Source organism: Aeromicrobium terrae, assembly GCF_008039565.1.
Lineage (GTDB): Bacteria > Actinomycetota > Actinomycetes > Propionibacteriales > Nocardioidaceae > Aeromicrobium > Aeromicrobium terrae.
This window is the reverse complement of the sequence record NZ_VDUX01000001.1, coordinates 229,177-254,616: the sequence shown is the minus strand read 5'-3', so window position 1 is coordinate 254,616 and position 25,440 is coordinate 229,177. Positions and strand designations below refer to the sequence as shown.

Sequence of the window (25,440 nt, the reverse complement as noted above, 5' to 3'; positions counted from 1 at the left end):
GGATGTTGTTCCTGGTGTCAACGTCCGTTCAGAAATGAGGTCATCGTGACGGCACTTGCAGAGCTCTCGGGTCTGTCAGCGACGGATCGCTGCGATCGATGCGGCGCTCAGGCCTATGTGAGGGTCGAGCTCGCCGGCGGCGCCGAGCTGCTGTTCTGCGCTCACCACGCCCGCGAGCACGAGGACAAGCTTCGCGAGGTGGCGATCAGCATCCACGACGAGACCGGTCGTCTCGCCGAGACGCCGGCCATCGCGCCCGACGACGAGATCTGACACCTCCCCCGAACACGAGCGAGCGCCCCGTCCGCACGGACGGGGCGCTCCTGTGTCTGCTCAGTACGGGTACGGGTGGAACTTCGGCGTCACGTTGATCGCGCGCCAGTGCTCGAGGTACTGCTCGTACAGCTCAGGGTTGGTGGACTCGGTGGTGATCTCGTCGCTCGCGATGAGGTTGGAGGCCGTGAGCGCCGCGGAGCCGGCCTGGACGAGCTTTAGGCGCACGCCACCGCTCCAGGCGGTCGCCGGCGAGACCGACGGGTCGACGCCCGGCGGCAGCTCTTCCGGGTTCAGCTTGTTCGCCTTGAACTTCGCCTCGACGAGCATGGTCTTGTCGTGCGGCTTGGCCCACGCCGCGTCGATGTGCACGTCCGCGGTGCGGAACACGTCGAGGATCGGCTGGCAGATGCGGATGTAGAGCTGGCAGTGGGCGATGCGGTTGACCTTGAGGTCGTCCTCGAAGCTCACCGCGTCGACCTTGCAGCCGGCGTCGGCCAGCTGGACCAGCTTCTGCGCCACGGCGATGCGCCGGTACTTGAACCGGTTGTGCTGGACGCGGATGCGGCACTGGTCGTCCGGGATGATGCGGTTCAGCATCGCCAGGACCGGGTCCTTGCCGTTGGTGGGCGTCGCCCGGATCGGCGTCGGGTAGTACGTGGTGTTGGAGAGGTTGGAGTAGAACATCCCGTTGACGGCGAAGGAACCGGTGTAGCCCTTCGACGTCAGACCGGAGACCCCGTACCTGGGCGAGTGGTCCTTGATGTACGTCAGGTAGTCGTTGTTGATGTTCCGCTCGGAGTACATGTCGGCGAAGAACTCGCGTGCCTGGTTGTAGATCTTCTCGTCGTTGTAGACGGTCCAGCCGTTGTTGTACGTGTACTCACCGCTCGGACCGCCGAGGTTGGCCGAGCCCGACCACACCGCGCCCGTGGCGGGGTTGTTGTCGCGGTCGAACGTCTTGTTCACGATCAGGATCTTCGAGTGCATGATCGCGGCGCTCTGCTGCGACAGGCAGGCCAGGCTCTTGCCCTTGGCGCAGATGTGGAAGTGCCCGTTCTTGTACTTCGTCAGCGACTTCGCCAGGGCGCGCGACTCCTTGGACTGCGACGCCTTGCCGTGGATCACGTAGACGTTGACGCCGCGCTTCGCGGCCTCGACGAGCCGGCGGCCGACGCGATGCGAGTTCTCCATGCGCGAGACCGAGAGGAAGACCTTGTGCGTGGAGTTGACCGAGCGGGAGAAGTACTGCCCGTGCTCGTAGTCGTAGTAGCTGCCCTTGACCAGGCGCTCGAGGTCGTCGAGCAGCGAGAAGTCCTTGGCCTTCATGTACGAGCCGCTGGGGCGGGAGAACGTGGCCTCGACCTTGACGGGCTGGGCGTTGCCGTAGGGCGGCGGGTAGGCGCTCTGGACCTGGGCCGCACCACCGTCGGTGTCGTCGGAGGTGGGCTCGGTCGCCTGCTTGGGGACGATGGCGTCCGGCAGGGTGGACGAGTCGTCCGGGGTCGACGTGGCCGGCGGATCGGTCGGCTCCTCGGCGGACGACGGCGTCACCGTGCCGAGCGCGAGCGTCACGCTGCCGAGCAGGAGCAGGGTGCCGACGGCGCGCGTGAGACGACGGGAGCCACGAGGAGAGTGCACAGACGGATCTTCCGAGACGGACGGCACGGTCGCGACAGTCTAACCCACGCGTGCCGCGTGGCCCGGGACGTCAGTCGAGGTAGTCGCGCAGGACCTGAGAGCGCGACGGGTGGCGCAGCTTGCTCATGGTCTTCGACTCGATCTGGCGGATCCGCTCGCGCGTGACGCCGTAGACCTTGCCGATCTCGTCGAGGGTCTTCGGCTGGCCGTCGGTGAGGCCGAACCGCATGGAGACGACGCCGGACTCGCGCTCGGACAGGGTGTCGAGCACGGCGTGCAGCTGCTCCTGCAGGAGCGTGAACGACACGGCGTCGGCCGGGACGATGGCCTCGGAGTCCTCGATCAGGTCGCCGAACTCGGAGTCGCCGTCCTCGCCCAGCGGGGTGTGGAGGCTGATCGGCTCACGGCCGTACTTCTGGACCTCGACGACCTTCTCGGGGGTCATGTCGAGCTCGATGGCGAGCTCCTCGGGCGTGGGCTCGCGGCCCAGGTCCTGGAGCATCTGGCGCTGCACGCGCGCGAGCTTGTTGATGACCTCGACCATGTGCACCGGGATGCGGATGGTGCGGGCCTGGTCGGCCATCGCGCGGGTGATGGCCTGGCGGATCCACCACGTGGCGTACGTGGAGAACTTGAAGCCCTTCGTGTAGTCGAACTTCTCGACCGCACGGATGAGGCCGAGGTTGCCCTCCTGGATCAGGTCCAGGAAGAGCATGCCGCGGCCGGTGTAGCGCTTGGCCAGCGAGACGACGAGGCGGAGGTTGGCCTCCAGCAGGTGGTTCTTGGCGCGCCGTCCGTCGACGACGATCCACTCCAGCTCCTCGGTCATCTTCGCCGAGATGCGACCGCCCTTGCCGAGCTTCTCCTCGGCGAACAGGCCGGCCTCGATGCGCTTGGCGAGCTCGACCTCCTCACCGGCGGTGAGGAGCGAGACCTTGCCGATCTGCTTGAGGTAGTCCTTGACCGGGTCGGCCGTGGCGCCGGCCACGAGGACCTGCTGGACGGGCTCGTCGGACTCGTCGGCCGCCGACAGCGTGAAGGACGACTCCTCGTCCTCCTTCAGCGTGGGGTCGTTCTTGAGGTCCTTCTCGAACTCCTCGTCCGGGATGTCCGGGAGGACCTTCTTGCCCTGCGCGTCGACCAGGACGTCGCCGTCGGCCGCCGGGACGTCGAGCGCCTCGGCGATGTCGACCTTGCCCGCCGTGGCCTCCGGGTCGGGTGCAGCCGCCTTCTTGGCCGTCTTCTTCGCCGGAGCCTTCTTCGCGGGGGCGGCCTTCGTGGCGGCAGCCTTCTTCGCGGCCGGCGCGGCCTTCTTGGCCGGCGCCGCCTTCTTGGCCGCGGGCGCCTTCTTGGCAGCAGGGGCCTTCTTCGCCGGGGTCTTCTTCGCGGGCGGGGCCTTCTTGGCGGAGGCCTTCTTCGCGGTGCTCGAGGCGGACTTGGTGGACGAGGAGGCGGCCTTGGTGGACTTCTTGGCGGCCTTGGAAGCTGGGGGCTTGGTCACAGTCTTTTCGGGTTTCGCGGGGGTGCGGGACGGGGTGCTGGCCTTCTTCGTCGAGGGTCTGTCGTTCGGCGACTTCGTTCCGGGCAGACGCCGGGTCACCGCGGCTCGAAGTCGGGATCCTGCGGCGGCGTTCACCGGCACGGGCTACCTCACAGATCCGTCGAAGGGCGCAACAAAGAGGCCTGTGGTCAACCTCTCCGACCAGTGTGCCATGCGTGTCCACAGTCCCGGAGCAGCACCCTGGACATCAGTCGGACGGCCAGGTGTGCACGGGCTCGTTGGCGTGCATCAGCTCCTGGTAGCGCGCCGTGGTGTCCCGCAGGGCGGTCTCGCGGTCACCACCGAGGCGCTTGAGGCGGTTCTCGAAGTCCTCGATCAGCCAGGTGGCGCCGTTCCGGCCGGTGATGCACCGCTGCTCGATGACGCCGAGCAGCCGGTCGCGGACCTCCGCGTCGACGCCCATCTGCTCCAGCCCGGTATGGGCCATCGGCATCAGGTGGCGCAGGACGAGCTCGCGGACCGGCACCGTGCCGACGGCCGGCCAGTAGACGTCGGTCTCCATGCCGGTGCGCGCGGCCTGGTGGAAGTTGTCCTCGGCGGCCCGGAACGACAGCTGCGACCACAGCGGCCGGTCGCTCGAGCCGATCACGGTGACGAGCCCGTAGAACAGGGCGGCGTTGGCCAGCGTGTCGACGACGGTGGGGCCGGCCGGGAGCAGGCGGTTCTCGATGCGCAGGTGCGGGCGGCCGTCCGAGACGTCGTAGATGGGCCGGTTCCAGCGGTAGATGGTGCCGTTGTGCAGCCGCAGCTCGGCGAGGCTCGGCACCCGGCCGGCCTCGAGCTCGGCGACCGGGTCCTCGTCCTCGACGATCGGCAGCAGCGCCGGGAAGTACCGGACGTTCTCCTCGAACAGGTCGAAGACGGACGTGATCCAGCGCTCGCCGAACCACACGCGCGGGCGCACGCCCTGCGCCTTCAGCTCCTCGCTGCGCGTGTCAGTGGCCTGCTCGAACAGCGGGATCCGGGTCTCGTGCCAGAGCTGACGGCCGAGGAGGAACGGCGAGTTGGCGCCGACCGCCACCTGCACCGCCGCGATGGCCTGCGCCGCGTTCCACATCGGCGCGAAGTCGTCGGGCTCCACCTGCAGGTGCAGCTGGGTGCTGGTGCAGGCCGCCTCCGGGATGATCGTGTCGGCGGTGGTGTCGAGCCGGTCGACGCCGTCGATGACGATGGCGATGTCCTCGCCGCGCGCGGCGAGGATCTGCTCCGACAGCAGGTGGTAGCGCGGGTTCGGCGAGATCGTCTCGCGGGCGAAGTGCTCCGGCCGCAGCGTCGGCAGGATGCCGATCATGATCAGGTTGGTGCCGACGCCGGCGGCCCGCTCCTGCGCCTGGTTCAGGTCCGAGCGGACGGCCTCCTCCAGCTCGACCAGCCCGGCACCGGCGGCCCGGCTCGGGGGCACGTTGATCTCGACGTTGAACAGGCCCAGCTCGGTCTGGAAGCCGTCGTCGGCGATCGCGGCGAGGGTCTCGGCGTTCTTCATCGCCGGCTCCCCCGCGGCGTCGACGAGATTGAACTCGATCTCGACCCCGACCTGCGGGTGCTCGACGGAGAAGTCGTGGTCGCTGAGCATGCGGGCGAACACGTCCAGGCAGCGACGCACCTTCGCCCGGTACCGCGTCCGGTCCTCGCGGGTGAAGTCCCGGTCGTCGACCTCCTGACCCATGGCCGTCAGCGTAGTGGCCTCACCGGCTCCGTGCCGTGGCCTGCGAGCGCCACGACCAGGTCTCGGGCGACAGTCCGTTCTCGAGGATCTCCAGGATCAGCCCGGCCATCGAGTACTCCGGGTCGATCGCCTCCGCCCGCTCGGCCGCGATCAGGGCGGACGCGCCGTCGCCCGCGAGCCAGGCCGCGAACGCCGACAGGCACCACGACGCCGGCGCCAGCGAGGCCGGGGCGTGCCGCGCCACGTGCGTCCAGAGCTGGTGCTGGCCCTTCGCGTTGTCCCGGCGGACCTGCTCCCACCAGTGGTCGCGGACGACCGTCGTGGAGGCCCAGACACCCACCCGGAGCACGTCGGCGTCGGTGACGTCGTGGCCGAGCAGGAGTCGGTCGACCACGTCACCGACGTCGCGCACGGCGAGGGCGACGAGGTCCTCGTCCGGGTGCCGGGCGACCACGGCCGCGACCTGGGTCATCACGACGTCCGCCGCGCGATCCAGCCAGCGCCGTCGCGGCCCGCCGACCGACGACAGCCGCTCCTCGAGGGCGGCGCGATCGGGCAGGATCTCCTGGCCCTCCGCGACCGCCTTCACGATCGCCAGGTGGTGGCCGGACAGCTCGTACGGGTGCCCGGCGGGGTCGTCGTCCTCGAACGTCGTCCAGTAGCGGTCGCGGGTGGCCCAGGCGCCGACCAGCGGCCGGACGGGACCGAGACCGCGCTCCACCGCCCGCACGAGCGGTCCGGCGACCTCCGGCCGCTCCGAGACGGCCAGGACGATCGCCCCCTCGGCGCCCTGCCGCACGAGGTGGCTCGCCATGGTCCGGGTGACGAGCGCGTTCAGCGCCGGCGGCGGGAGGTCCAGCCGCATGGAGAACCCCAGCCGGTTCCGGTCGCCGGACGTGCCGATCGCGACGATCGACTCGTGCGGGGAGAAGCCGAACATCGTCGGCAGCGCGTTCAGCAGGTCGGGGATGTCGTGGGCGATGAACCGGGGCGTCGTCATCGGTCCACCGTCGGCCGCCGAGGCCGGTGGCATCAGGCCCAGGCGGCGCCCTGTGGAGTGTCACCACGGCGCGAGAGACTGTGGACCATGCGGAGCACGGCGTCGATCCTGCACCTCGACCTCGACGCCTTCTTCGCGTCGGTCGAGCAGCGCGACAAGCCGTCGCTGCGCGGCAAGCCGGTCATCGTCGGCGGCATCGGGCCGCGCGGCGTGGTGGCCACCGCGTCGTACGAGGCCCGCGTCCACGGGGTCCGCTCGGCCATGCGCACGGCCGAGGCGCGGGCCCGCTGCCCGCACGCGGCGTTCCTCGGCGGGCGGTTCGACGCCTACCGCGAGGCGAGCCGGCTCGTCATGGAGCGCCTGCGCGAGGAGTCCGAGCTGGTCGAGCCGCTCTCGCTGGACGAGGCGTTCGTCGACCTCGCGGCCTCGCCGAGCTTCGACCCCGACGGCGTCGGCGATCTTGTCGCGCGCCTGCGCGCCGACATCACCGAGATCACGCACGGGCTCACCGCCTCTGTCGGCGTCGCGTCGTCCAAGCTCATGGCGAAGATCGCCAGCGAGGTCAACAAGCCCGACGGCTCCTTCGTCGTCGAACCCGGCACCGAGACCGACGTGCTCGGGCCGATGCAGGCCACCGTGATCCCCGGCGTCGGGCCCGCCACGGCCGAGCGGCTGCGGCGGGTCGGCATCGCCACCGTCGACGACCTCCGCACCCCGAGCGTCGACGAGCTGGTGCGCCTCCTGGGCCAGTCGATGGGCACCTCGCTGTGGCGCCTGGCCCGCGCCGAGGACGACCGGCCGGTGGTGGCCGAGCGTGAGACCAAGTCGATCAGCGTCGAGGACACCTTCGAGACCGACATCACCGACCGGACCGTCCTGGCTGGCGAGGTCGACCGGATGGCGGCCGCCGTCGCCGCTCGGCTGCGCAAGAACGGGCTGTCGGGCCGGACGGTCACCATCAAGGTGCGTCACCACGACTTCGAGACCCACACGCGGTCGTCGACGCTGCAGGGCCCCACGGACAGCCCGCGCGTCCTGCGCGACACCGCCCGCGCCCTGCTCGACGCCACCGACGTCGCCGGAGGACTGCGGCTGCTCGGCGTCGGCGTGAGCGGCCTCGCCGACTGGGTGCAGGACGACCTGTTCGCCGACCCGGACGAGGTGCCGGACGGCGAGGAGTCCGCGGTCCCCACCACCCGGCACCGGGACCGGGGCGTGCAGTACTACCCGGGCATGGACGTCCGCCACGACGTCCACGGCGACGGCTGGGTGTGGGGCGCCGGCCTCGGCCGCGTCACGGTCCGGTTCGAGACCCGCGAGACTCCCCCGGGCCCCGTCCACACGTTCACCGAGGACGACCCCGCGCTCCATGCCCGCCGGGTCGCTAGTTTCGACGCATGACCTCACAGCCACCGGTCGCCCCGCGGCGCCCGATCGTCCGCAGCCACCACGGTGACGACGTCGTCGACGAGTACGAGTGGCTGCGCGACGTCGACGACCCCGAGACGCTCGCGTACCTCGAGGCCGAGAACGCCTGGGCCGAGGAGCAGACCGCCCACCTCGCCGAGCTGCGGGAGACGATCTTCGGCGAGATCAAGAGCCGCACCCTCGAGACCGACCTGTCCGTCCCGGTCCGGCACGGCGCGTGGTGGTACTACGCCCGCACGTACGAGGGCAAGCAGTACGCGGTCCGCTGCCGCTGCCCCATCGGCTCCCCCGACGACTGGGACCCCCCGGTCCTCGAGGCCGAGACGGAGATCGAGGGCGAGGAGGTCCTGCTCGACTCCAACGTCGAGGCCGAGGGCCACGACTTCTTCTCGCTCGGCGGGTTCAGCCTGAGCGACGACGACCAGCTGCTGGCGTGGTCCGTCGACGTCAAGGGCGACGAGCGGTACACGATCAAGGTCAAGGACCTGCGCACCGGCGAGCTGCACCCCGACACCGTCACGGGCACGAGCGGCGGCGTCACCTGGTCGGCCGACGGGAAGCACCTCTTCTACACGACCGTCGACGACGCCTGGCGACCGTTCCGCGTCTGGCGGCACGCCCTCGGCTCCACGGACGAGGACGTCCTCGTCCACGAGGAGACCGATCACCGGTTCTTCACCGGCGTCGGCCGCACCCAGTCCGAGCGGTACCTCGTCATCGGGTCGTCGTCGAAGATCACCAGCGAGGTCCGGGTCCTGGAGGCCGACAATCCCACCGGCGAGTTCCGCGTGGTCCGGCCGCGCGAGACCGGGGTCGAGTACTCCGTGGAGCACGCCCGGCTCGCCGGCCAGCACGTCTTCCTGATCCTGCACAACCGCGACGCGCTCGACTTCGAGCTCGCCGCCGTGCCCGCCGAGGGCCCGTACGACGACGAGACGGTCCTGATCCCGCACCGCGTCGGGGTGCGGCTCGAGGACGTCGACGTGTTCGCGCGGCAGGTGATGGTGTCCTACCGCCGCGACGCCCTCGCGCGCATCGGCATCATGCGCTGCGACGACTCCGCGCCGAACGGGCTGGCTGCGCTCGAGGAGATCGACTTCGGCGAGGAGCTGTTCACCAGCGGCGTCGGCGCGAACGCCGAGTGGGACCAGCCACTGGTCCGCGTCGGCTTCGGGTCGTTCGTCACCCCGGGCACCGTCTACGACTACGTCGTCGAGACCGGCGAGCTGATCCTGCGCAAGCAGGCCCCCGTCCTCGGGGGCTACGACCCGGCCGACTACGAGCAGCACCGCACCTGGGCCGTCGCCGACGACGGCACCGAGGTGCCCGTGTCGATCGTCTGCCGCGCCGGCACGCCGCGCGACGGCAGCGCGCCCGGCCTCCTCTACGGCTACGGGTCGTACGAGGCGAGCATGGACCCGGGCATGTCCGTCGCCCGGCTGTCGCTGCTCGACCGCGGCTTCGTGTTCGCCATCGCACACGTGCGCGGCGGCGGCGAGCTCGGCCGCACCTGGTACGAGCAAGGCAAGCTGATGAACAAGCGGAACACGTTCACCGACTTCGTCGCCGCGGCCCGGCACCTGGTCGACGAGGGCTGGACGTCGCCCGACCGCCTCGTGGCCGAAGGTGGCAGCGCCGGTGGCCTGCTGATGGGCGCGGTGGCCAACCTCGCGCCTGACGCGTTCGCCGGCATCCTCGCGAGCGTGCCGTTCGTCGACGCCCTCACGTCGATCCTCGACCCCGACCTCCCGCTCACCGTCATCGAGTGGGACGAGTGGGGTGATCCGCTGCACGACCCGGACGTGTACGCCTACATGAAGTCCTACTCGCCGTACGAGAACGTCACGGCGCGCGACTACCCCGCCATCCTGGCGGTCACCAGCCTGAACGACACCCGCGTGCTCTACGTGGAGCCGGCCAAGTGGGTCGCCCGCCTGCGGGCCACGGCCACCGGAGACGCTCCGTTGCTGCTCAAGACAGAGATGAAGGCTGGTCACGGGGGTGTCAGCGGGCGGTACGAGGCCTGGCGGGAGCGCGCCTGGGAGCTCGCCTGGATCATCGACACCGCCACCCAGGGCCGCTCCGGCGAGAATCCCCGCTAAGAAGGGGCTGAGAGCGGAATCCCGAGGCCACCTGCGGCGTTGCACCAGTACAGAGACCGTTGGGAGGCGCTCAGATGACCGTGACGAAGACCGAGAGCATCGAAGGCAAGGACAGCGTCGGCATGTACCTCGCCGAGATCGCTCGTACCCCGCTGCTCGACGCCGCTCGCGAGGTCGAGCTCAGCAAGACGATCGAGGCCGGTCTGTACGCCCGCCACCTGCTCGCGGAGGGCCGCATCGGCCGCGCGAAGGGTGGTGCGCCCAAGCGCGCCACGCGCGAGGAGCTGGAGTGGATCGCCGAGGAGGGCGACCGCGCCGTGCAGGAGTTCGTCCAGGCGAACCTGCGCCTCGTGGTGTCCATCGCGCGCAAGTACGGCCGTTCCGCGATGCCGATGCTCGACCTGGTGCAGGAGGGCAACACCGGCCTGATCCGCGCCGTCGAGAAGTTCGACTACGCCAAGGGCTTCAAGTTCTCCACGTACGCCACCTGGTGGGTCCGCCAGGCCATCACGCGTGGCATCGCCCAGCAGGCCCGCGTCGTGCGCCTCCCCGTGCACGTCGTGGAGGAGCTGAACCAGGTCACCGCCGCCCGGCGCAACCTCGAGCGGCAGCTCGGCTACGAGCCGGAGCCGCACGAGATCGCCACCGAGCTCGGCATGGACGTCGACCGCGTCATCGACCTGCTGTCCTGGGGTCGCGACCACGTCAGCCTCGACACCCCGGTCGACGACGACGGCGACACCTCGCTCGGCGACCTGATCGCCCGCGAGACGCTGCCTGGCCCGGACCTCGCCGTCATCGACGACGAGACCCGCGACCTGATCTCCTCGCTGATCGACCACCTCGGCGAGCGGGAGGCGGACATCGTCCGGGCCCGCTACGGCCTGCTCGACGGTCGCCAGCAGAAGCTCGCCGACATCGGCAAGCGCCACGGCATCTCCGCCGAGCGCGTGCGTCAGCTCGAGCGCCAGGCGCTCGCCACGCTGCGTCGCATCGCCGATCCGGACCTGGCCGCGTAACGCACGGCCCCCCGATCCGAAACCGCCCCGCTTCCCCCGGCCGGGCGGTTTCGTCTGTCAGGAGGCGGAACGGATGCGCTCCCAGAGCGCGTCGACCTCGGCCTCGAGGTCGGCCACGGTCCCGGTGTTGTCGATGACCACGTCGGCCGCGGCCAGCCGGTCCTGGCGGCTGGACTGCGCCGCGATGCGGGCGCGCGCGTCGGCGTCGCTCATCCCGCGCAGCTCGACGAGCCGCTGGACCTGCACCTCTTCCGGGACGTCCACCACGACCACCAGGTCACAGACCGACGCCATGCCCATCTCGACGAGCAGGGGGTGGTCGTGCACCACCACGCCGTCCTCCGGGACGTCGGCGAGTCGGGCCACGGCCAGGTCACGGATGGCCGGGTGCGTGATGGCCTCGAGGTCCGCTCGGGCGGCGTCGTCGGCGAACACCACGGCACCGAGGCCTGGACGGTCCAGCGAGCCGTCGGCGGCGATCACGGAGCGCCCGAAGCGCTCCTCGATGGCGGCGAGGGCGGGCGTTCCGGGCTCGACGGCCTCACGGGCGAGCAGGTCGTAGTCGACGACCACGGCACCGCGGGCGGCCAGCAGTGCGCTGACGGTGCTCTTGCCGGACCCGATGCCGCCGGTCAGGCCGACCTGGAACACGCGCGACCTAGCCGGCGGTGCCGGCGCTGCCGTACGTGGTGACGTGCACGTGGTCCATGTGGTTGGCCGTGGCACTGCCGCGGCTCGACATCGACCGCCACCCGTCACCCGCGCGCTGCACGGTCCAGATGTGCTGGTGCCAGATGACCTGGCTGATGCCGAGCTCGCGCGCGTGGGCGCGGGCGAAGTCGGCGATGCGGTAGCCGAGCGCCATGTCCGAGCCGATCATGATGTCGATCGCCCGGCCGCTGGCGTGCTCGCCGCCGCCGGATCGGCCGCCCCAGCGGGCGACGGCCGGGAACGCCGCGCACACGGCGCGGTGGACCAGGATGGTGTCGGGCTGCAGTCCGCTCTCGACGGACGAGCCACCGGGGCACGGAGCCGAGCCGAGCGGCTGCTTCTTGCCGACGCCGGCGCTGAGGACCCAGCGCGGGACGTCCTTGTGCATGATCTGGGTCCACGAGCCCGACGTCTTGCCGGTGACGTCGACCTTCGTGCCGGGCTTGAGGGTGGCGAGGACCGGCGAGCCCTTGGCGGCGTCCGCGAAGACGTCGACGGGGACCTGGCCCACGTAGAGGTGGCCCTTCACGCGGTCGTCAGCGGCGGCCTCGTTCGGCAGCGGCGGGCGCTCGGCGCTGCGGCTGATGGTGTGGTCGCCCTGCATCGCGGCCGCGATGAGGTCGCGATCGGCGCCGTCGGCGACGGCACGCACGGGCGAGGAGTCGGACATGACGACGGCCGTGCTGGTGCCGAGGATGGTCAGCAGTCCTGCTGCCGGCAGTGCCATCTGCGTCAGGGAACGACGTCGGCGGGCCGCAGCAGCGTGCTTGTGGCGTGCGGAAGCCACGAATCAATCACCTACGGGGGGTTGGGGACGTGCCGACGAACGAGTGAACCATACTTTCCGCGGAGGTTCACGCTCCACCGCCGGGTTCCCGGGGCGTTCCAGGCGTGCGGCGTGAGCCATCTCTCAGAGAGGAACGTGTGAATTTACCCGTCCTGACCAGCGCAGACAGCGAGGCGGCGCAGCGGCGCGTCGCCGGCTCGCTGGCCGGTCGCGGGATCGGACGGGGTGATCGTGTCGTCCTCTCCGTGCCCGGCTCCGCGCACTACGTGAGCGTCGTGCTCGGGGCTCTCCGGTCGGGCGTCGTCGCGGTGCCGCTCGACCCCCGGCTCACGGACCACGAGCGCGACGCGGTGCTCACGGACGTCGAGCCCGCGCTCGTCGTGGACTCCCCCGGGCTTCTCGCCGACCTGCTCGACGGCCCCGAGGGCGAGCTGGCGCCTTGGCCGCTCAGCCGGCCGATGCACTTCACGTCCGGCACCACCGGACGGCCGAAGGGTGTGTGGTCCGGGCTTCTCGAGCCGGACCACGCGGAGGCCCTCGTCCGCGAGGAGCGCGAGCTGTGGGGCTTCGCAGCCGCCGACCTCGACCTCGTGGTCTCGCCGGTCTACCACTCCGCTCCCCTGCGCTTCGCCATGGGGACGCTGCTCGCCGGCGGCTCGATCGCCGTCCTGCCGAAGTTCGACGCCGGGCTCTTCGCCGACGCGGTCCACGCCCTGCGGCCCACGTCGATGTTCTGCGTGCCGGCACACCTGCAGCGCCTCTTCGCCTGGCTCGACGAGGACCCGGACCACACGCTCGACGCGTCCTCGTTCCGGCTCGTCGCCCACGCCGGCGCGCCGTGCCCCGAACCGGTCCGCCGCCGTGCCCACGACACGTTCGGCGTCGACGCCGTCTGGGAGTTCTACGGGTCCACCGAGGGCCAGTTCACCGCCTGCCCGGCGGCCGAGTGGATCGCCCACCCCGGCACCGTGGGAGCCGCACGACCCGGCCGCGTCGTCACCGTGGACGACGAGGACGTGCTGTGGTGCGCCGTCCCGCCGTGGGCACGGTTCACCTACTGGCGCGACCCGGAGAAGACGGCCGAGACCTGGAGGGACACGCCGGACGGACCGGCGTTCACCGCCGGCGACCTCGGCCGCGTCGAGGACGGCCTCGTCTACCTCGACGCCCGGCGGACCGACCTGATCATCTCCGGCGGCGTGAACGTCTATCCGGCCGAGGTGGAGGCCGCGCTCGCCGACGCGCCCGGGCTCGACGACGTCGCGGTGTACGGCACGCCCGACGAGCGCTGGGGCCAGCGCGTCTGCGCGGCCTATGTCGGCGACGTCGGGGAGGACACGCTGCGTGCCCTCGCTGCCGAGCGGCTCAGTCCACCAAAGCGTCCGAAGGACTATCGGCGGGTCGACGCCCTTCCGCGAACCGCCACCGGAAAGGTACGTCGGACTGAGCTGTGACGGAGACGGACACGAACCGCTCCGCGACCGCGGCGCCCGCGATGCCCAGCAGCAGGCCGCCGATCACGTCGGACACGTAGTGCCAGCCGAAGTACACGGTGGCGAGGATCGTCAGCAGCAGGAAGACCCGCAGCGACCACTGGGCGATGCGGGGGAACCCGGCCCGGCGGGCCACCACGACGGCCGTCACCGCGACGGCGACGTGGAGCGAGGCGAACGCCGCGATGTTCTGCACGTGGGCGTGCGCCGGGTCCGCGAGCATCTGCACCCGCTGGTCCCACATGCTCTGCTGCAGCGACGACGTGTCCGTGGGCGCCAGCGAGTCGAACATGCCCGGACGCTCGTAGATGGGGCCGACCGTGGGAAGGGCGTAGTTGCAGAGGACGCCGAGCACCCAGTCGACGCACACCGCGGTGACCCACCACGAGCTCAGCTCCTCGCGCCGGACCCACACCAGAGCCAGGGCGAGCGAGATCGGGAGGGCGACAATCCACAGCAGGTACACCGCCGAGAGGACGTGCGCGGCGACGTCGGTGCCGAGCAGGTCGTGCAGCAGCCGCGCGGGGTCGTGACCGAAGAACATCAGCCGGTCGAGGCGGCGGAGGTCATCGTCGTGCAGCGACGGGTTCACCCACGGCACGTACGCCTTGAGGTTCCGGATGGCCGCGTACGTGGCGTACCAGGCGGCCAGGCCGATGAGCGTGAAGCGCAGGTTCGCCGGCGTCCACCGCTCCCGGACCACCTCGACCGCCACCTCACGCAGCCGGCGGCCGCGCCACACGCGGGCGACGATGCGCGGGACGACGTCCAGCAGCAGCGCTCCGCCCACCATCAGCGGCAGTCGGATGTACTGCGGGCCGGTGGAGCCGTCAGGGTCGCGGATCGGCAGGTTCTCGGCGACGGCCACGATGACCGTGGCGATCACCGAGACGACGGCGAGGGCGATGCAGAGCTCCAGACCCGATCGGCGCGTACCTCTCACGGGAACAGGCTAGGCCGTCTCGTCGAGACACGTGAACGTCTTCCGGTACGCCTGCGGCGTGGTGCCCCGTGACGCGGTGAAGTGGTGGCGCAGCGTGGCGGCGTTGCCGAACCCGACGCGCGTGGCGATCTGCTCGACCGACAGCGAGGAGTTCTCCAGCAGCTCCTCGGCGAGCGCGAGCCGCTGGCCGGTGAGCCACTGCAGCGGGGTGGTGCCGGTCTCGTCGCGGAAGCGGCGGGCGAACGTGCGCGGCGACATGTGCGCCTGCGCGGCGAGCCGCTCGACCGGCATCGACTCGTCCAGCCGCTCCGACGCCCACGCGAGCAGCGGAGCGAGCGTGTCGGCCTCCGTCTGGCCCATCGGGGTGCGGACGAACTGCGCCTGGCCGCCGTCGCGGTGCGGCGGGACGACCATCCTGCGGGCCGTGGTGGCGGCCGCGCGGGCGCCGAACGTGCGGCGCATCAGGTGCAGCGAGGCGTCGATGCCGCCGGCCGAGCCGGCGCCGGTGAGGACGTTGCCGTCCATGACGTAGAGGACGTCGGGATTGACCTTGGCGTCCGGGAACGCCTCGGCCAGCTCCTCGGCGTGCCGCCAGTGCGTGGTGCACTCGCGTCCGTCGAGCAGGCCGGCGTCGCCCAGCACCCAGGCGCCCGAGCAGTGCGCCGAGATGACCGCACCGCGATCGGCCGCGGCACGGACCGCGTCGATGACGCGCGGGTCGTTGTGGCGGTAGTCCCGCTTGGGCACGATGCAGACGAGGTCCGCGTCCTCGAGGGCCTCCAGGCCGTGGTCGACCACCAGGTCGAAGCCCGAGGCACCCTCCACACGGCCCGGATCGGGCGTGCAGACGGTGAACTCGAAGACCGGGTTGTCGTCCTCCGGGTGGTACGGCTCGGCCCAGACCTCACAGATGGAGCCCAGGCCGAAGGGCTCGGCTCCGTCCTGCACGACGACGGCGACGTTCTTCATCTCGGCAGCATCGCACGGATGTGGCAGAAAATCAACGGACCGTGGCTTATCTGCCACTGGTGGCACGATCTTGCTCTTGGCAGAATTACTGCCATGATCGCACTCACGCTCCTGGCCCTGATGGCCATCACGGTCGGCGCAATCCTGGCCGTGCAGATCCGCCACGACGGGTATGGCACCCGTCCCGCTCCCCGCAGCCACTTCGACTTCGACCCCTACCAGCGCCTGGTCTGACACGACCCACGGCCCTGTTCCTCCGTAGGGACACGTGGGAACCGAAAGACCCCCGGACCATCGGTCCGGGGGTCTTTCGTTGGTTCGTGCTCACTCGTTGCCGGTGAGCTTCTCCCGCAGCGCCTGCAGAGCCTCGTCCGAGGCGAGCGAGCCGCCGTCGGTCTCGGAGTCGGTGTCCGACCCCGCCGAGTAGCTGCCGGCGTCGCCGGCCTCGAGGCTGGCCTTCTCGGCCTCCTCGATCTGCTTCTTGTGCGCCTCCCAGCGCTCGTGCGCCTCGGCGTACTGCTTCTCCCAGGTGGCGCGGGCCTCTTCGTAGCCCTCCTGCCACTCGCCCGTCTCCGGGTCGAAGCCCTCCGGGTAGATGTAGTTGCCGGCCTCGTCGTACGACGAGGTCATGCCGTACAGCGTCGGGTCGAAGTCGTCGGACGCGGCGACCTCGGTCTCGTTGGCCTGCTTGAGCGACAGCGAGATGCGGCGGCGCTCCAGGTCGATGTCGATGATCTTGACCATGACCGAGTCGCCGATCTGGACGACCTGCTCGGGGATCTCGACGTGACGCTCGGCCAGCTCGGAGATGTGCACGAGGCCCTCGATGCCCTCCTCGACGCGCACGAACGCGCCGAACGGGACGAGCTTGGTGACCTTGCCGGGCACGATCTGGCCGATCTGGTGGGTCCGGGCGAAGTGCTGCCACGGATCCTCCTGCGTCGCCTTGAGCGACAGCGACACGCGCTCGCGCTCCATGTCGACGTCCAGGACCTCGACCGTGACCTCGTCGCCGACCTGCACGACCTCGTTCGGGTGGTCGATGTGCTTCCAGGAGAGCTCGGAGACGTGCACCAGGCCGTCGACGCCGCCGAGATCGACGAATGCGCCGAAGTTGACGATCGACGAGATGACGCCCTTGCGGATCTGGCCCTTCTGCAGCTCGTCCAGGAACTTCTGGCGAACGGCCGACTGGGTCTGCTCGAGCCAGGCACGGCGCGACAGGACCACGTTGTTGCGGTTCTTGTCGAGCTCGATGATCTTGGCCTCGATCTTCTGACCGATGTACGGGTCGAGGTCGCGGACGCGACGCATCTCGACCAGCGAGGCGGGCAGGAAGCCACGGAGTCCGATGTCCATGATGAGGCCGCCCTTGACGACCTCGATGACGGTGCCCTCGACGACGCCGTCCTCGGCCTTGATCTTCTCGATGTCGCCCCAGGCGCGCTCGTACTGGGCGCGCTTCTTGGACAGGATCAGGCGGCCTTCCTTGTCCTCCTTCTGGAGGACGAGGGCCTCGACGTTGTCGCCGACCGAGACGACCTCGTTGGGGTCGACGTCGTGCTTGATGCTCAGCTCACGCGAGGGGATGACGCCCTCGGTCTTGTAGCCGATGTCGAGGAGGACCTCGTCGCGGTCGACCTTGACGATCTCGCCGCTGACGATGTCGCCGTCGTTGAAGGTGATGATGGTCTTCTCGATGGCGGCGAGGAAGTCGTCCTCGTTGCCGATGTCGTTGACCGCAACCTGCGGTGCCGCAGATGGAGTTGCGATGCTGCTGCTCATATAGGGATGGACTCCGATGGATGGATGGGATTGTGCGGACGCTCATTCATGGCGGACCTGCAAGCAGTCCGCGGGCAGCCCTTGGATCGTGAGGATGTCGAGGAGATGGGCCCGACACGGGCACGAGCACGGCCCTGCTCCGTCCGAGGAACGCGCAGGCCACCAGCGCATCTCTCAGGATACGCGATGAGCAGGCGAGGAGTGAAGTCGCCCCGGCTCTAGAGCTGTGGGGACAGGAACGCGCCGAGCGCCCGCGTGTAGTGGTCCACGTCCGAGGCGGCCATCACCTCGCGGATCGAGTGCATCGCCAGCTGCGGGGCACCCACGTCGACCGTGGTCATGCCCGTGCGGGCGGCGCTCATCGGGCCGATGGTCGATCCGCACGGCAGGTCGGCGCGGTGGACGTAGCGCTGCAGCGGCACGCCGGCCTGCTCGCAGGCGACCGCGAAGGCCGCGGACCCGCGTGCCTCGCTGGCGTAGCGCAGGTTCTGGTTGACCTTCAGGACCGGTCCCCCGCCGAGCTCGATCGGGTGCAGCGGCTCGTGCTTGGACGCCTGGTTCGGGTGGCTGGCGTGCGCCATGTCGCCGCTCGCGCAGATCGACGCGGCCACGGCACGGTGCAGGTCGTCGCGGGCCCCGCCCTGGGCGAGGACGATGCGCTCCAGGACCGTGACCAGCAGGTCCGACTGCGCTCCCCGCTCGCTCGTGCTGCCGACCTCCTCGTGGTCGAACAGCGCCACGACCGGACGGACGCCGTCGACCGGCGCGTGGTCGAGCAGCGCGCGCAGCGCGGCGAAGCAGGTGGCCTGGTTGTCCAGACGGGGCGCCGAGACGAGCTCGCCGTTCGCGCCGACCAGCGCGCTCGGCTGGATGTCGTGCGCCATCAGCTCGAACCCGAGCACGGCGGAGGCGTCGACGCCGGCCTTCTCGCCGACCCACGGCAGGAAGGCGCGCGGGTCGAGCGACCAGACGGCGTCCAGGTCGCGCTGCGGGTCGATCTCCTTGCCCTGGCCCTCGCGGTCGAGGTGGATGGCCAGGCGGGCGACGCGCAGCACGGGGTCGTCGATCCGGACGAGGTGCTCCGACCCGTCGCGCAGGACGAGCCGGCCGGAGAGGCCGAGGTCGCGGTCGAGCCACGAGTGCAGCAGCGGCCCGCCGTACGGCTCGAGGGCGACCACCGCCGCTCCCGCGTGCTCGCGGTCGTGCCGCTGCTTCAGGCGGAGGTTCGGGCTGTCGGTGTGCGCGCCGAGCACGCGGAACGGGTCCGTGGCGGCGGACGACGCCTCGGTGGACCAGGCGACGAGCGATCCGCCGCGGACGACGGCGTAGCGGCCCGGCTCGGTCGGCCAGGCCTCCCGCTCGTCGAGGACGACCCACCCGGCCGCCGTCAACAGCTCGGCCGCGGTGCGGCATGCGTGGAACGGCGTGGGTGAGGCGTCGACGTACTCCAGCAACCCCGCGGCGGCGTCCGTGCTCATGGCTCAGGAGCCTAGGACACGGACGCCACCACTCGGCGTCAGGCCATCGCCCGTCGCACGCCGGCGAGACCGGCGCACGCGGCCAGCACCGCGAGCGCGGCGAGGCCGCGCTTCAGGTTGGCCGTGTCGGCACCGTCGGCACCGGCGATCTCGAACGTGTACGCCGTCAGGGCGGTGGCGCCCTCCGGGCTGCCGTACGGCTGGGCGTTGCCCGCCCGCTCAGCACCGGCCTCGAGGAGCGCGTACTTCAGGCCGTAGTCCTGCGCGGTCTCGTCGCCCTTGCCCACGAGCTGCGAGGTGCCCTCCTTGGAGAGCCGGTCGGCCCCCTTCGGGAGCTCCGGCGCCTTGCCGGCGGCCTGGTCCAGGCCGTCGGCGAGCCGACCGGAGCCGCTGGCCGCGGCGCCGAGGCCCTCGGCGAGATCCCCGGCACCACCGGACAGCTGCCCGGTGCCCGCCGCGAGGTCGCCCGCGCCGGCGTCCAGCTGCTTCGCGCCCGAGCTGAGCTGCTCGAGGCCGTCCGCGAGCTCGCCGCCCTTGGACTGGAGCTGGCTGAGGCCACCGATGAGCTGGGCCATGCCGTTGCGGAGCGTGTCCGGCAGCGACGGCGTGCCGACGCCGGCCGTGATCTTGCCGGCCAGCTGGTCGAGCCCGGCGTTGACGCCGGCCTTCAGCCCGCCGGCGACCGCGCCGGTGAGCTGGGACTGGACGCCCTGCAGGGCGGTCTTGGCCGCGGCGATCTGGGCGAGCAGCGTCCCCTTGGCGACCGGGTCGGCGACCGTGTTGGCCGTCGCGGTCAGGGCGCCGTCCAGGTACCCGGCGATGATCTGGCCGATACCGGCGCTGACCTGGGCCATCGCACCGTCCGCCGAGCCGGCGAACTGGCTCTTGAACTGATCGATGCCGGCGACGACCTGGTCGTTCAGCGTCTTCAGCCCGGCGTCGACCTTGGCGGCGCCCGCCTTGAGGTCGGCGACACCCTTCAGCAGCGCGGGACCGCCGGCCGCGGCCTTGTCGAGGCCGTCGCTGAGGTCACCGGTTCCGCCGGAGAGCTTCTTCGCACCCGCGTCAAGCTGTCCCGCGCCGTCGGCGAGCTTGCGCGCGCCGGGGGCGGCCTCGCCGCTGAGGCCCGCGTTCAGCTGGGACGCACCGTCGCGCAGCTGGATCAGGCCGGCGACCAGGTCGGCGGCGCCGTCGCGGATCTTCAGCACGTTCGCGTCGATCTCGGTGGCACCCGCCGTGAGGTCCTGGCCGGTCTCGGCACCGCTCTTGTAGCTGGCGGCACCGCCCTTGAACGACGGGCTCTGCAGCGGGTCGACCGGCAGGGCCGACAGGCTCGCCTTCGGCACGACGCCGTCCTTGACGTGCGCGGTGTAGCCGAACTCGGCCGTGTCGCTGCCGATCGGCGGGATCAGCGTCATCGTGAACGACAGCTTCGTGCCGCCGCGACCGTCGCCGGCCGCGTTGGCCTCGGCGGACCGGACCTTCGTGAACGTCGACGGCAGCACGGTGGTCAGCGAGCCGACCATCGGGACGACGACGTCCTCCTGGGCGGTCTTCTCGTGGCCGAGACCGTCGTCGAACGGCACGTCCTTCTGGACGCCGGTGACGTTCGTGACGCGGTAGCGGACGTCGAGCGTGCCGCTCTTGCCGACGACGTCGCCCGGCCCGACGGTCTTGCCGTCGAGCGTGTACGTGACGTCGATCTTCAGCGGCAGCTTCTCGGTGAAGTCGGAGACGGACCGGAACTTCTTGGTGCCGGAGACGTCGGACTTCACGCGGACCGCGCCGTCCCGGACGTCGAACCCGCCGAACCCGTCGAGGTTCCGCAGGCCCTTGGTGGAGACCGGGTTGGCGATGTCGACCGAGCCGTTGCCGGTGAGCACGAGCTGGTCGTAGACGCGCTGCGCGTCGATCTTCCCGCTGGCGTCCATCAGGACCTGGACGGTCTCGGTGTTCGACACGGCGACGTCTCCGTCGATCGTGCCCTTGGCGAAGGCTCCGGGAGCCAGGAAGCCGGCAGCGACGAGTGCGGCCACGCCGGTTGCGGCGAGGCCGATGCGACGAGACCTCATGCCACGGACCCCTTGGAGTCGACGGCCGTGGGGCCGGTGTAGCGACGACGCTGACGCAGCACGGACTGGCGCTCCTCGGCGGGCTCGCCGATCAGCATCGAGCCCGTGACGCCCAGGGCGGCGGCGAGCAGGACGGTGGTGGCGGCGGTCGGCGAGTCGGTCAGGAACAACGACGGCGACGCGGCGTAGGTCTGCTCATAGGCACCCACCAGGGCGGCCGAGCCGACGAGCATGGCCCACAGCGGCACGCGCTCCCCCGACACGGCGGCCACGGCGACGAGCACCACGATGACGCCGAAGACGGTGACGGCACGACCGGCGGCCGTGTCCGGCAGCATGCCGGCACGCAAGGCGTAGCCGACCCAGGCGACGGCGAAACCGACGAGGAACCCGCCGATCCGCCAGGTCAGGGTGCGGTCGGGCACCAGGCCCACGACTCCTCCGAGCGCCACGCCGAGCAGCGCCACCTGGTCCAGGTCGAGACCGAACAGGTGGCCGAAGCCGATCGTCAAGGCACCGAACAGGGCCAGACACAGCCCCTTCACGGCAACTGAATTCATGTGTGTACACCTCGGCCAGGACCGCATGACGGCATGCGGAAACAACCCGACCGAGCTCCCTCCCCTCCATTCGATCACGAGAGGGGGTCACGAGCCGTCGTCCAGCGCAGTGGGAACGCCCCGATAGCCTGTGCCGGTCATGCCCGACTCCCGGATCGCCACGCTGCGTCAGCGTCTGCGCAGCTCCTGGCGGATCCTGCTGAAGGAGCTCACGGCGTTCGGGGTGGTCGGCGCGCTCGCGTTCGTGATCGACCTCAGCATCTTCCGCTGGCTGTCGCCGTACGGCGCCCTGAAGGCCAACTTCGTCTCGACCCTCGTGTCCACGGCGTTCGCCTACGTCGGGAACCGGTACCTCTCGTTCTCCCACCTCGCGCGCCGGGGCATCGCCCGCGAGACCACGCTGTTCTTCGGCATCAACCTGGTGACGCTGGTCTTCGCCGAGCTGCTGATCGCGTTCTTCGTCTACCCGCTCGGCAACGCCCACGACAGCGACACCGTCTTCGTCGTCAAGCTCGTCACGATCGCGATCGGCACGGTGTTCCGCTTCTGGGCCTACAAGCGGTTCGTCTTCGGCGGCCCGACGGGCTGACGCCCGGTCAGTGCCCGGCGTCGTGCCAGGTGGGCCCGACGCCGACCGAGACGTCGAGCGGCACCGACAGGTCGGCGGCGCCGGCCATCTGCTCCCGGACCAGGGCCTCCAGCGCGTCGCGCTCCCCCGGCGCCACCTCGAGCACGAGCTCGTCGTGCACCTGCAGCAGCATCCGCGACGCCATGCCGGACTCGCGCAGCGCGCGGTCGACGCCGAGCATCGCCACCTTGATGATGTCGGCGGCCGAGCCCTGGATGGGCGCGTTGAGCGCCATGCGCTCGGCCATCTCGCGGCGCTGCCGGTTGTCGCTGAGGAGATCGGGCAGGTAGCGGCGGCGGCCCAGGATGGTGGCGGTGAATCCAGTGCTGCGCGCCTCGTCGACGAGCCCGCGCAAGTAGTCGCGCACCCCGCCGAAGGTCTCGAAGTAGTCGTCCATCAGGGCCTGCGCCTCGCTCGTGCTGATGCCGAGCTGCTGGCTGAGGCCGTACGACGACAGTCCGTAGGCGAGTCCGTAGTTCATCGCCTTGATGCGGGCGCGCAGGCCGCCGTCGATGTCGGACGGGTCGCGCTCGAACACCTTGGCCGCCATGACGGTGTGGAAGTCGTGGCCGGACCGGAACGCCTCGATGAGGTCGGCGTCCTCGGAGAGGTGCGCCATGATGCGCATCTCGATCTGGCTGTAGTCGGCGGTGAGGAGCGTCTCGAAGCCGTCGCCGACGGTGAACGCCTCGCGGATGCGGCGGCCGGACTCGGTGCGGATGGGGATGTTCTGCAGGTTCGGGTCGGCCGAGCTGAGGCGTCCGGTGGCCGCGATCGTCTGGAAGTACGTGGTGTGGATGCGCCCGTCCGGCGCCACGGTCTTCTGCAGGCCCTCGACGGTCTGGCGCAGCCGGGTGACGTCGCGGTGCGCGAGCAGGTGCTGCAGGAACGGGTGCTCGGTCTTGGCGAACAACGACTGCAGCGACTCGGCGTCCGTGGTGTAGCCCGTCTTGGTGCGCTTGGTCTTGGGCATGCCGAGCTCGTCGAACAGGACCACCTGCAGCTGCTTGGGCGAGCCGAGGTTCACCTCCTTGCCGATGACGTCGTACGCGTCCTGGGCAGCCGCGAGCATCCGATCGGTGAACTCGGCGTGCAGCGTGTCGAGATGGTCGGTGTCGATGGCGACGCCCACCGCCTCCATGCGGAGGAGCACGTCCACGAGCGGCAGCTCGACGTCGCGCAGCAGGTCCAGCGACGCGAGCGACTCCAGCTCCGGCTCCAGGACGGCCCAGAGGTCGAGCGCGGCGCGGGCCCGCTGGACCGCGACGTCGGCGCCGCCGTCGTCGTCGAAGGAGAGCTGGCCGGAGTCGTCGCCGCTCGAGACCAGCTCGCGGTGGAGGTAGCGGACGGACAGGTCGGCGAGGTCGTAGGCCCGCTGGTCGGGCTTGACCAGGTACGTGGCCAGCGCGGTGTCGGCGGCGACGCCGGCGACGGGCCAGCCCTGCGCCGCGAGGGCGTGGGCCTGGCCCTTGGCGTCGTGGAGCACCTTGGGCTGGGCGGGGTCGGCCAGCCAGGCCGCCAGGGCGGTGTCGTCGGACGGGTCTAGCCCCTCGACCGAGACCCAGGCCGCCGGCCCGGAGGCGGTGGCGATCGCCAGGCCCTCGGCGCGGGCTCCGACCGGCGCGGTGACGCCGGTGACCTCCAGCCCCATGGGCGTGCCGTCGGCATGCTCCTTGAGCCAGGCCGCGAGTCCGCCCGATGCGACGACCGTGGTCTGGACGTCGACCGCCGCCTCGGCCGTGACCGACTCGTCACCGCCGCCGAGGTAGTCGAAGAGCCGCTCACGCAGGGCGCTGAACTCGAGGGCGTCGAACACCTCGTGGATGGCGTCGCGGTTCCACTCCGTGGAGAAGCCGAGCTCCGCCGGCCCGGCCGGGAGGTCGAGGTCGCACACCAGCGCGTTGATGCGCCGGTTGCGCAGGACGTCGTCGAGATGGTCGCGCAGGGACTCCCCCGCCTTGCCCGGGATGTTCTCGACGTCGGCCACCAGCGCGTCGAGGGTGCCGTAGCCGTTGATCCACTTCGCCGCCGTCTTCGGACCGACGCCGGGGACGCCCGGGAGGTTGTCGCTCGTCTCGCCGACGAGGGCGGCGAGGTCGGGATAGTGCTCCGGCGTGACGCCGTACTTCTCCTCGACCGCCACCGGCGTCATGCGCACCAGGTCGGAGACGCCCTTGCGCGGGTAGAGGATCGTGGTGGTGTCAGTGACGAGCTGGAAGGCGTCGCGGTCGCCCGAGCAGATCAGCACCTCCATGCCGGCGGCCTTCGCCTGGGTGGTGAGCGTGCCGATGATGTCGTCGGCCTCGAAGCCCTCCTTCTCGAACGCCGGGATGCCGAGCGCCTGGAGGACGTCCTTGATCAGCGAGATCTGGCCGGTGAACTCCGCCGGCGACTTGCTGCGGTTGCCCTTGTACTCCGCGTACTCCGTGGTGCGGAACGTCTGCCGCGACACGTCGAACGCGACGGCGACGTGCGTGGGCTGCTCGTCGCGCAGCACGTTGATCAGCATCGAGGTGAACCCGAACACCGCGTTGGTGTGCTGGCCGGTGGTGGTCGAGAAGTTCTCGACGGGGAGGGCGAAGAAGGCGCGGTAGGCGACGGAATGGCCGTCGATCAGCAGCAGGCGGTCCACCCGGCCGACTCTAGCCCTCGCCTCTGACGACTATCCCTCGGCGCTGACGCCGCCGCGCTGACGGCGGCGCAAGGTCCGCCGGACCGCGATCAGCTTGCCGGTGTCGCGCGAGTTGGTGGCCCGCGTGGTGAGCCGCGAGCGGAGCTTGCTGGCCTGGATGGCCCGCAGGACGGCGACCTGGTTGAAGCCGATCTTCGTCAGGTAGCGGGCGGGCTCGCGCGAGTGGGCGGGGATCGAGGCGATGACCACCTCGCAGTTGTTCTCCTCGCCGTAGGTGGCCGCGGCGGACAGGAGCGTGGACGCGACGGCCCGCCGACGGAAGCGCGGCGACACCTGGATCTCGGTGACGACGAGCACGCGGGTCAGCGTGATCGGCGTGAGCGTGCTGAGGTCGCAGACCGTGGCTCCGACGATCTCGCCGTCGGCCAGCGCCACGATGATCCGCTTGTCCGGCTTCGCCAGGGTGAGGTCGATGGCCGCGGCGGCCTCGGCCACGCCGGGCTCGCGCCACATCGTCTGCTGGGTGAAGGCCTCCGAGCCGTCGGACCGGCTCGCCTCGGCGCACTCGTTCCAGAGGTTGATCAGAGCAGCCGCGTCCTCGCGATCGGCGTCACGCAGAACGATCGGATGTCTGGTCGACATGGGCGGTCCTGTCCGTGAGCGGGATCGTGCTCAGCGAGGTGGCTGAGGCG

General features: G+C 70.7%; 21 protein-coding genes. 7 read left to right on the top strand and 14 right to left on the bottom strand.

The features are described from left to right. Window positions 1–42: 42 nt before the first annotated feature. Entirely contained in the window at window positions 43–273 is a 231-nt protein-coding gene (locus FHP06_RS01255) for a DUF7455 domain-containing protein (protein WP_147683822.1), read from the top strand. Between the two features lie 60 nt (window positions 274–333). Here the strand turns inward: FHP06_RS01255 and FHP06_RS01250 are convergent, their stop codons facing one another. From FHP06_RS01250 to FHP06_RS01235, 4 genes are all read right to left on the bottom strand, one after another. Continuing rightward, window positions 334–1,914: a phospholipase D-like domain-containing protein gene (locus FHP06_RS01250; protein ID WP_147683024.1), complete on the bottom strand. Its 1,581-nt coding sequence runs from the start codon at window positions 1,912–1,914 to the stop codon at window positions 334–336. A 70-nt stretch (window positions 1,915–1,984) separates the two neighbouring features. Further along, window positions 1,985–3,514, bottom strand: a complete 1,530-nt coding sequence (locus tag FHP06_RS01245; RefSeq protein WP_269140117.1) for an RNA polymerase sigma factor — start codon at window positions 3,512–3,514, stop codon at window positions 1,985–1,987. Between the two features lie 148 nt (window positions 3,515–3,662). Continuing rightward, window positions 3,663–5,141: a glutamate-cysteine ligase family protein gene (locus FHP06_RS01240; RefSeq protein ID WP_147683020.1), complete on the bottom strand. Its 1,479-nt coding sequence runs from the start codon at window positions 5,139–5,141 to the stop codon at window positions 3,663–3,665. A 19-nt stretch (window positions 5,142–5,160) separates the two neighbouring features. Further along, complete coding sequence (locus FHP06_RS01235; protein ID WP_187271732.1) at window positions 5,161–6,141, bottom strand: DUF4192 domain-containing protein; 981 nt, start codon at window positions 6,139–6,141, stop codon at window positions 5,161–5,163. 87 nt (window positions 6,142–6,228) lie between these two features. Here FHP06_RS01235 and FHP06_RS01230 point away from each other — a divergent pair, with 87 nt between their 5' ends. The 3 genes from FHP06_RS01230 to FHP06_RS01220 all read left to right on the top strand — a co-directional run bounded on the left by FHP06_RS01230 (window position 6,229) and on the right by FHP06_RS01220 (window position 10,690). Then, window positions 6,229–7,542, top strand: a complete 1,314-nt coding sequence (locus FHP06_RS01230) for a DNA polymerase IV (RefSeq protein WP_147683016.1) — start codon at window positions 6,229–6,231, stop codon at window positions 7,540–7,542. Continuing rightward, window positions 7,539–9,671: a S9 family peptidase gene (locus FHP06_RS01225; RefSeq protein WP_147683014.1), complete on the top strand. Its 2,133-nt coding sequence runs from the start codon at window positions 7,539–7,541 to the stop codon at window positions 9,669–9,671. Before FHP06_RS01230 ends, FHP06_RS01225 begins: the two co-directional genes overlap by 4 nt. A 74-nt stretch (window positions 9,672–9,745) precedes the next feature. Next, on the top strand, window positions 9,746–10,690 hold the full coding sequence (locus FHP06_RS01220) for a sigma-70 family RNA polymerase sigma factor (protein ID WP_147683013.1): 945 nt from the start codon (window positions 9,746–9,748) through the stop codon (window positions 10,688–10,690). A 57-nt stretch (window positions 10,691–10,747) separates the two neighbouring features. On the opposite strand, the gene coaE is transcribed toward FHP06_RS01220, so the two are convergent. Next, the gene (gene coaE / locus FHP06_RS01215; protein WP_147683011.1) at window positions 10,748–11,341 is read right to left on the bottom strand and encodes a dephospho-CoA kinase; all 594 of its coding nucleotides are present in this window, start codon (window positions 11,339–11,341) and stop codon (window positions 10,748–10,750) included. 7 nt (window positions 11,342–11,348) lie between these two features. Further along, on the bottom strand, window positions 11,349–12,188 hold the full coding sequence (locus FHP06_RS01210) for an SH3 domain-containing protein (RefSeq protein ID WP_147683009.1): 840 nt from the start codon (window positions 12,186–12,188) through the stop codon (window positions 11,349–11,351). A 137-nt stretch (window positions 12,189–12,325) separates the two neighbouring features. Between FHP06_RS01210 and FHP06_RS01205 the strand changes: the two genes are divergently transcribed. Then, window positions 12,326–13,642, top strand: a complete 1,317-nt coding sequence (locus tag FHP06_RS01205) for a class I adenylate-forming enzyme family protein (protein WP_147683007.1) — start codon at window positions 12,326–12,328, stop codon at window positions 13,640–13,642. Here the strand turns inward: FHP06_RS01205 and FHP06_RS01200 are convergent. Next, window positions 13,554–14,624 (bottom strand): phosphatase PAP2 family protein, encoded by a 1,071-nt coding sequence (locus FHP06_RS01200; RefSeq protein WP_147683005.1) that lies wholly within the window; start codon window positions 14,622–14,624, stop codon window positions 13,554–13,556. The genes FHP06_RS01205 and FHP06_RS01200 overlap by 89 nt on opposite strands. A gap of 9 nt (window positions 14,625–14,633) precedes the next feature. Then, window positions 14,634–15,593: a GlxA family transcriptional regulator gene (locus tag FHP06_RS01195; protein WP_147683003.1), complete on the bottom strand. Its 960-nt coding sequence runs from the start codon at window positions 15,591–15,593 to the stop codon at window positions 14,634–14,636. Window positions 15,594–15,686: 93 nt separating this feature from the next. On the opposite strand from FHP06_RS01195, the gene FHP06_RS15825 reads away from it, so the two are divergent. Beyond that, entirely contained in the window at window positions 15,687–15,827 is a 141-nt protein-coding gene (locus tag FHP06_RS15825; RefSeq protein ID WP_187271731.1) for a hypothetical protein, read from the top strand. Window positions 15,828–15,917: 90 nt separating this feature from the next. Here the strand turns inward: FHP06_RS15825 and rpsA are convergent, their stop codons facing one another. From rpsA to FHP06_RS01175, 4 genes are all read right to left on the bottom strand, one after another. Then, window positions 15,918–17,378, bottom strand: a complete 1,461-nt coding sequence (gene rpsA / locus FHP06_RS01190; RefSeq protein ID WP_147683001.1) for a 30S ribosomal protein S1 — start codon at window positions 17,376–17,378, stop codon at window positions 15,918–15,920. Window positions 17,379–17,596: 218 nt separating this feature from the next. After that, entirely contained in the window at window positions 17,597–18,856 is a 1,260-nt protein-coding gene (locus FHP06_RS01185) for a M18 family aminopeptidase (RefSeq protein WP_147682999.1), read from the bottom strand. 38 nt (window positions 18,857–18,894) lie between these two features. Continuing rightward, window positions 18,895–20,928, bottom strand: coding sequence for a methyl-accepting chemotaxis protein (locus FHP06_RS01180; protein WP_147682997.1), 2,034 nt, complete (start codon window positions 20,926–20,928; stop codon window positions 18,895–18,897). Beyond that, window positions 20,925–21,488, bottom strand: coding sequence for a hypothetical protein (locus tag FHP06_RS01175; protein ID WP_147682995.1), 564 nt, complete (start codon window positions 21,486–21,488; stop codon window positions 20,925–20,927). The genes FHP06_RS01180 and FHP06_RS01175 overlap by 4 nt, the downstream gene beginning before the upstream one ends. Window positions 21,489–21,627: 139 nt before the next feature. On the opposite strand from FHP06_RS01175, the gene FHP06_RS01170 reads away from it, so the two are divergent. Beyond that, entirely contained in the window at window positions 21,628–22,077 is a 450-nt protein-coding gene (locus tag FHP06_RS01170) for a GtrA family protein (protein WP_147682993.1), read from the top strand. Between the two features lie 7 nt (window positions 22,078–22,084). Here FHP06_RS01170 and polA read toward each other — a convergent pair whose 3' ends face one another. Then, window positions 22,085–24,748, bottom strand: a complete 2,664-nt coding sequence (gene polA / locus FHP06_RS01165) for a DNA polymerase I (protein WP_147682991.1) — start codon at window positions 24,746–24,748, stop codon at window positions 22,085–22,087. Between the two features lie 30 nt (window positions 24,749–24,778). After that, window positions 24,779–25,390, bottom strand: a complete 612-nt coding sequence (locus tag FHP06_RS01160; protein ID WP_147682990.1) for a GNAT family N-acetyltransferase — start codon at window positions 25,388–25,390, stop codon at window positions 24,779–24,781. Window positions 25,391–25,440 lie beyond the last annotated feature (50 nt).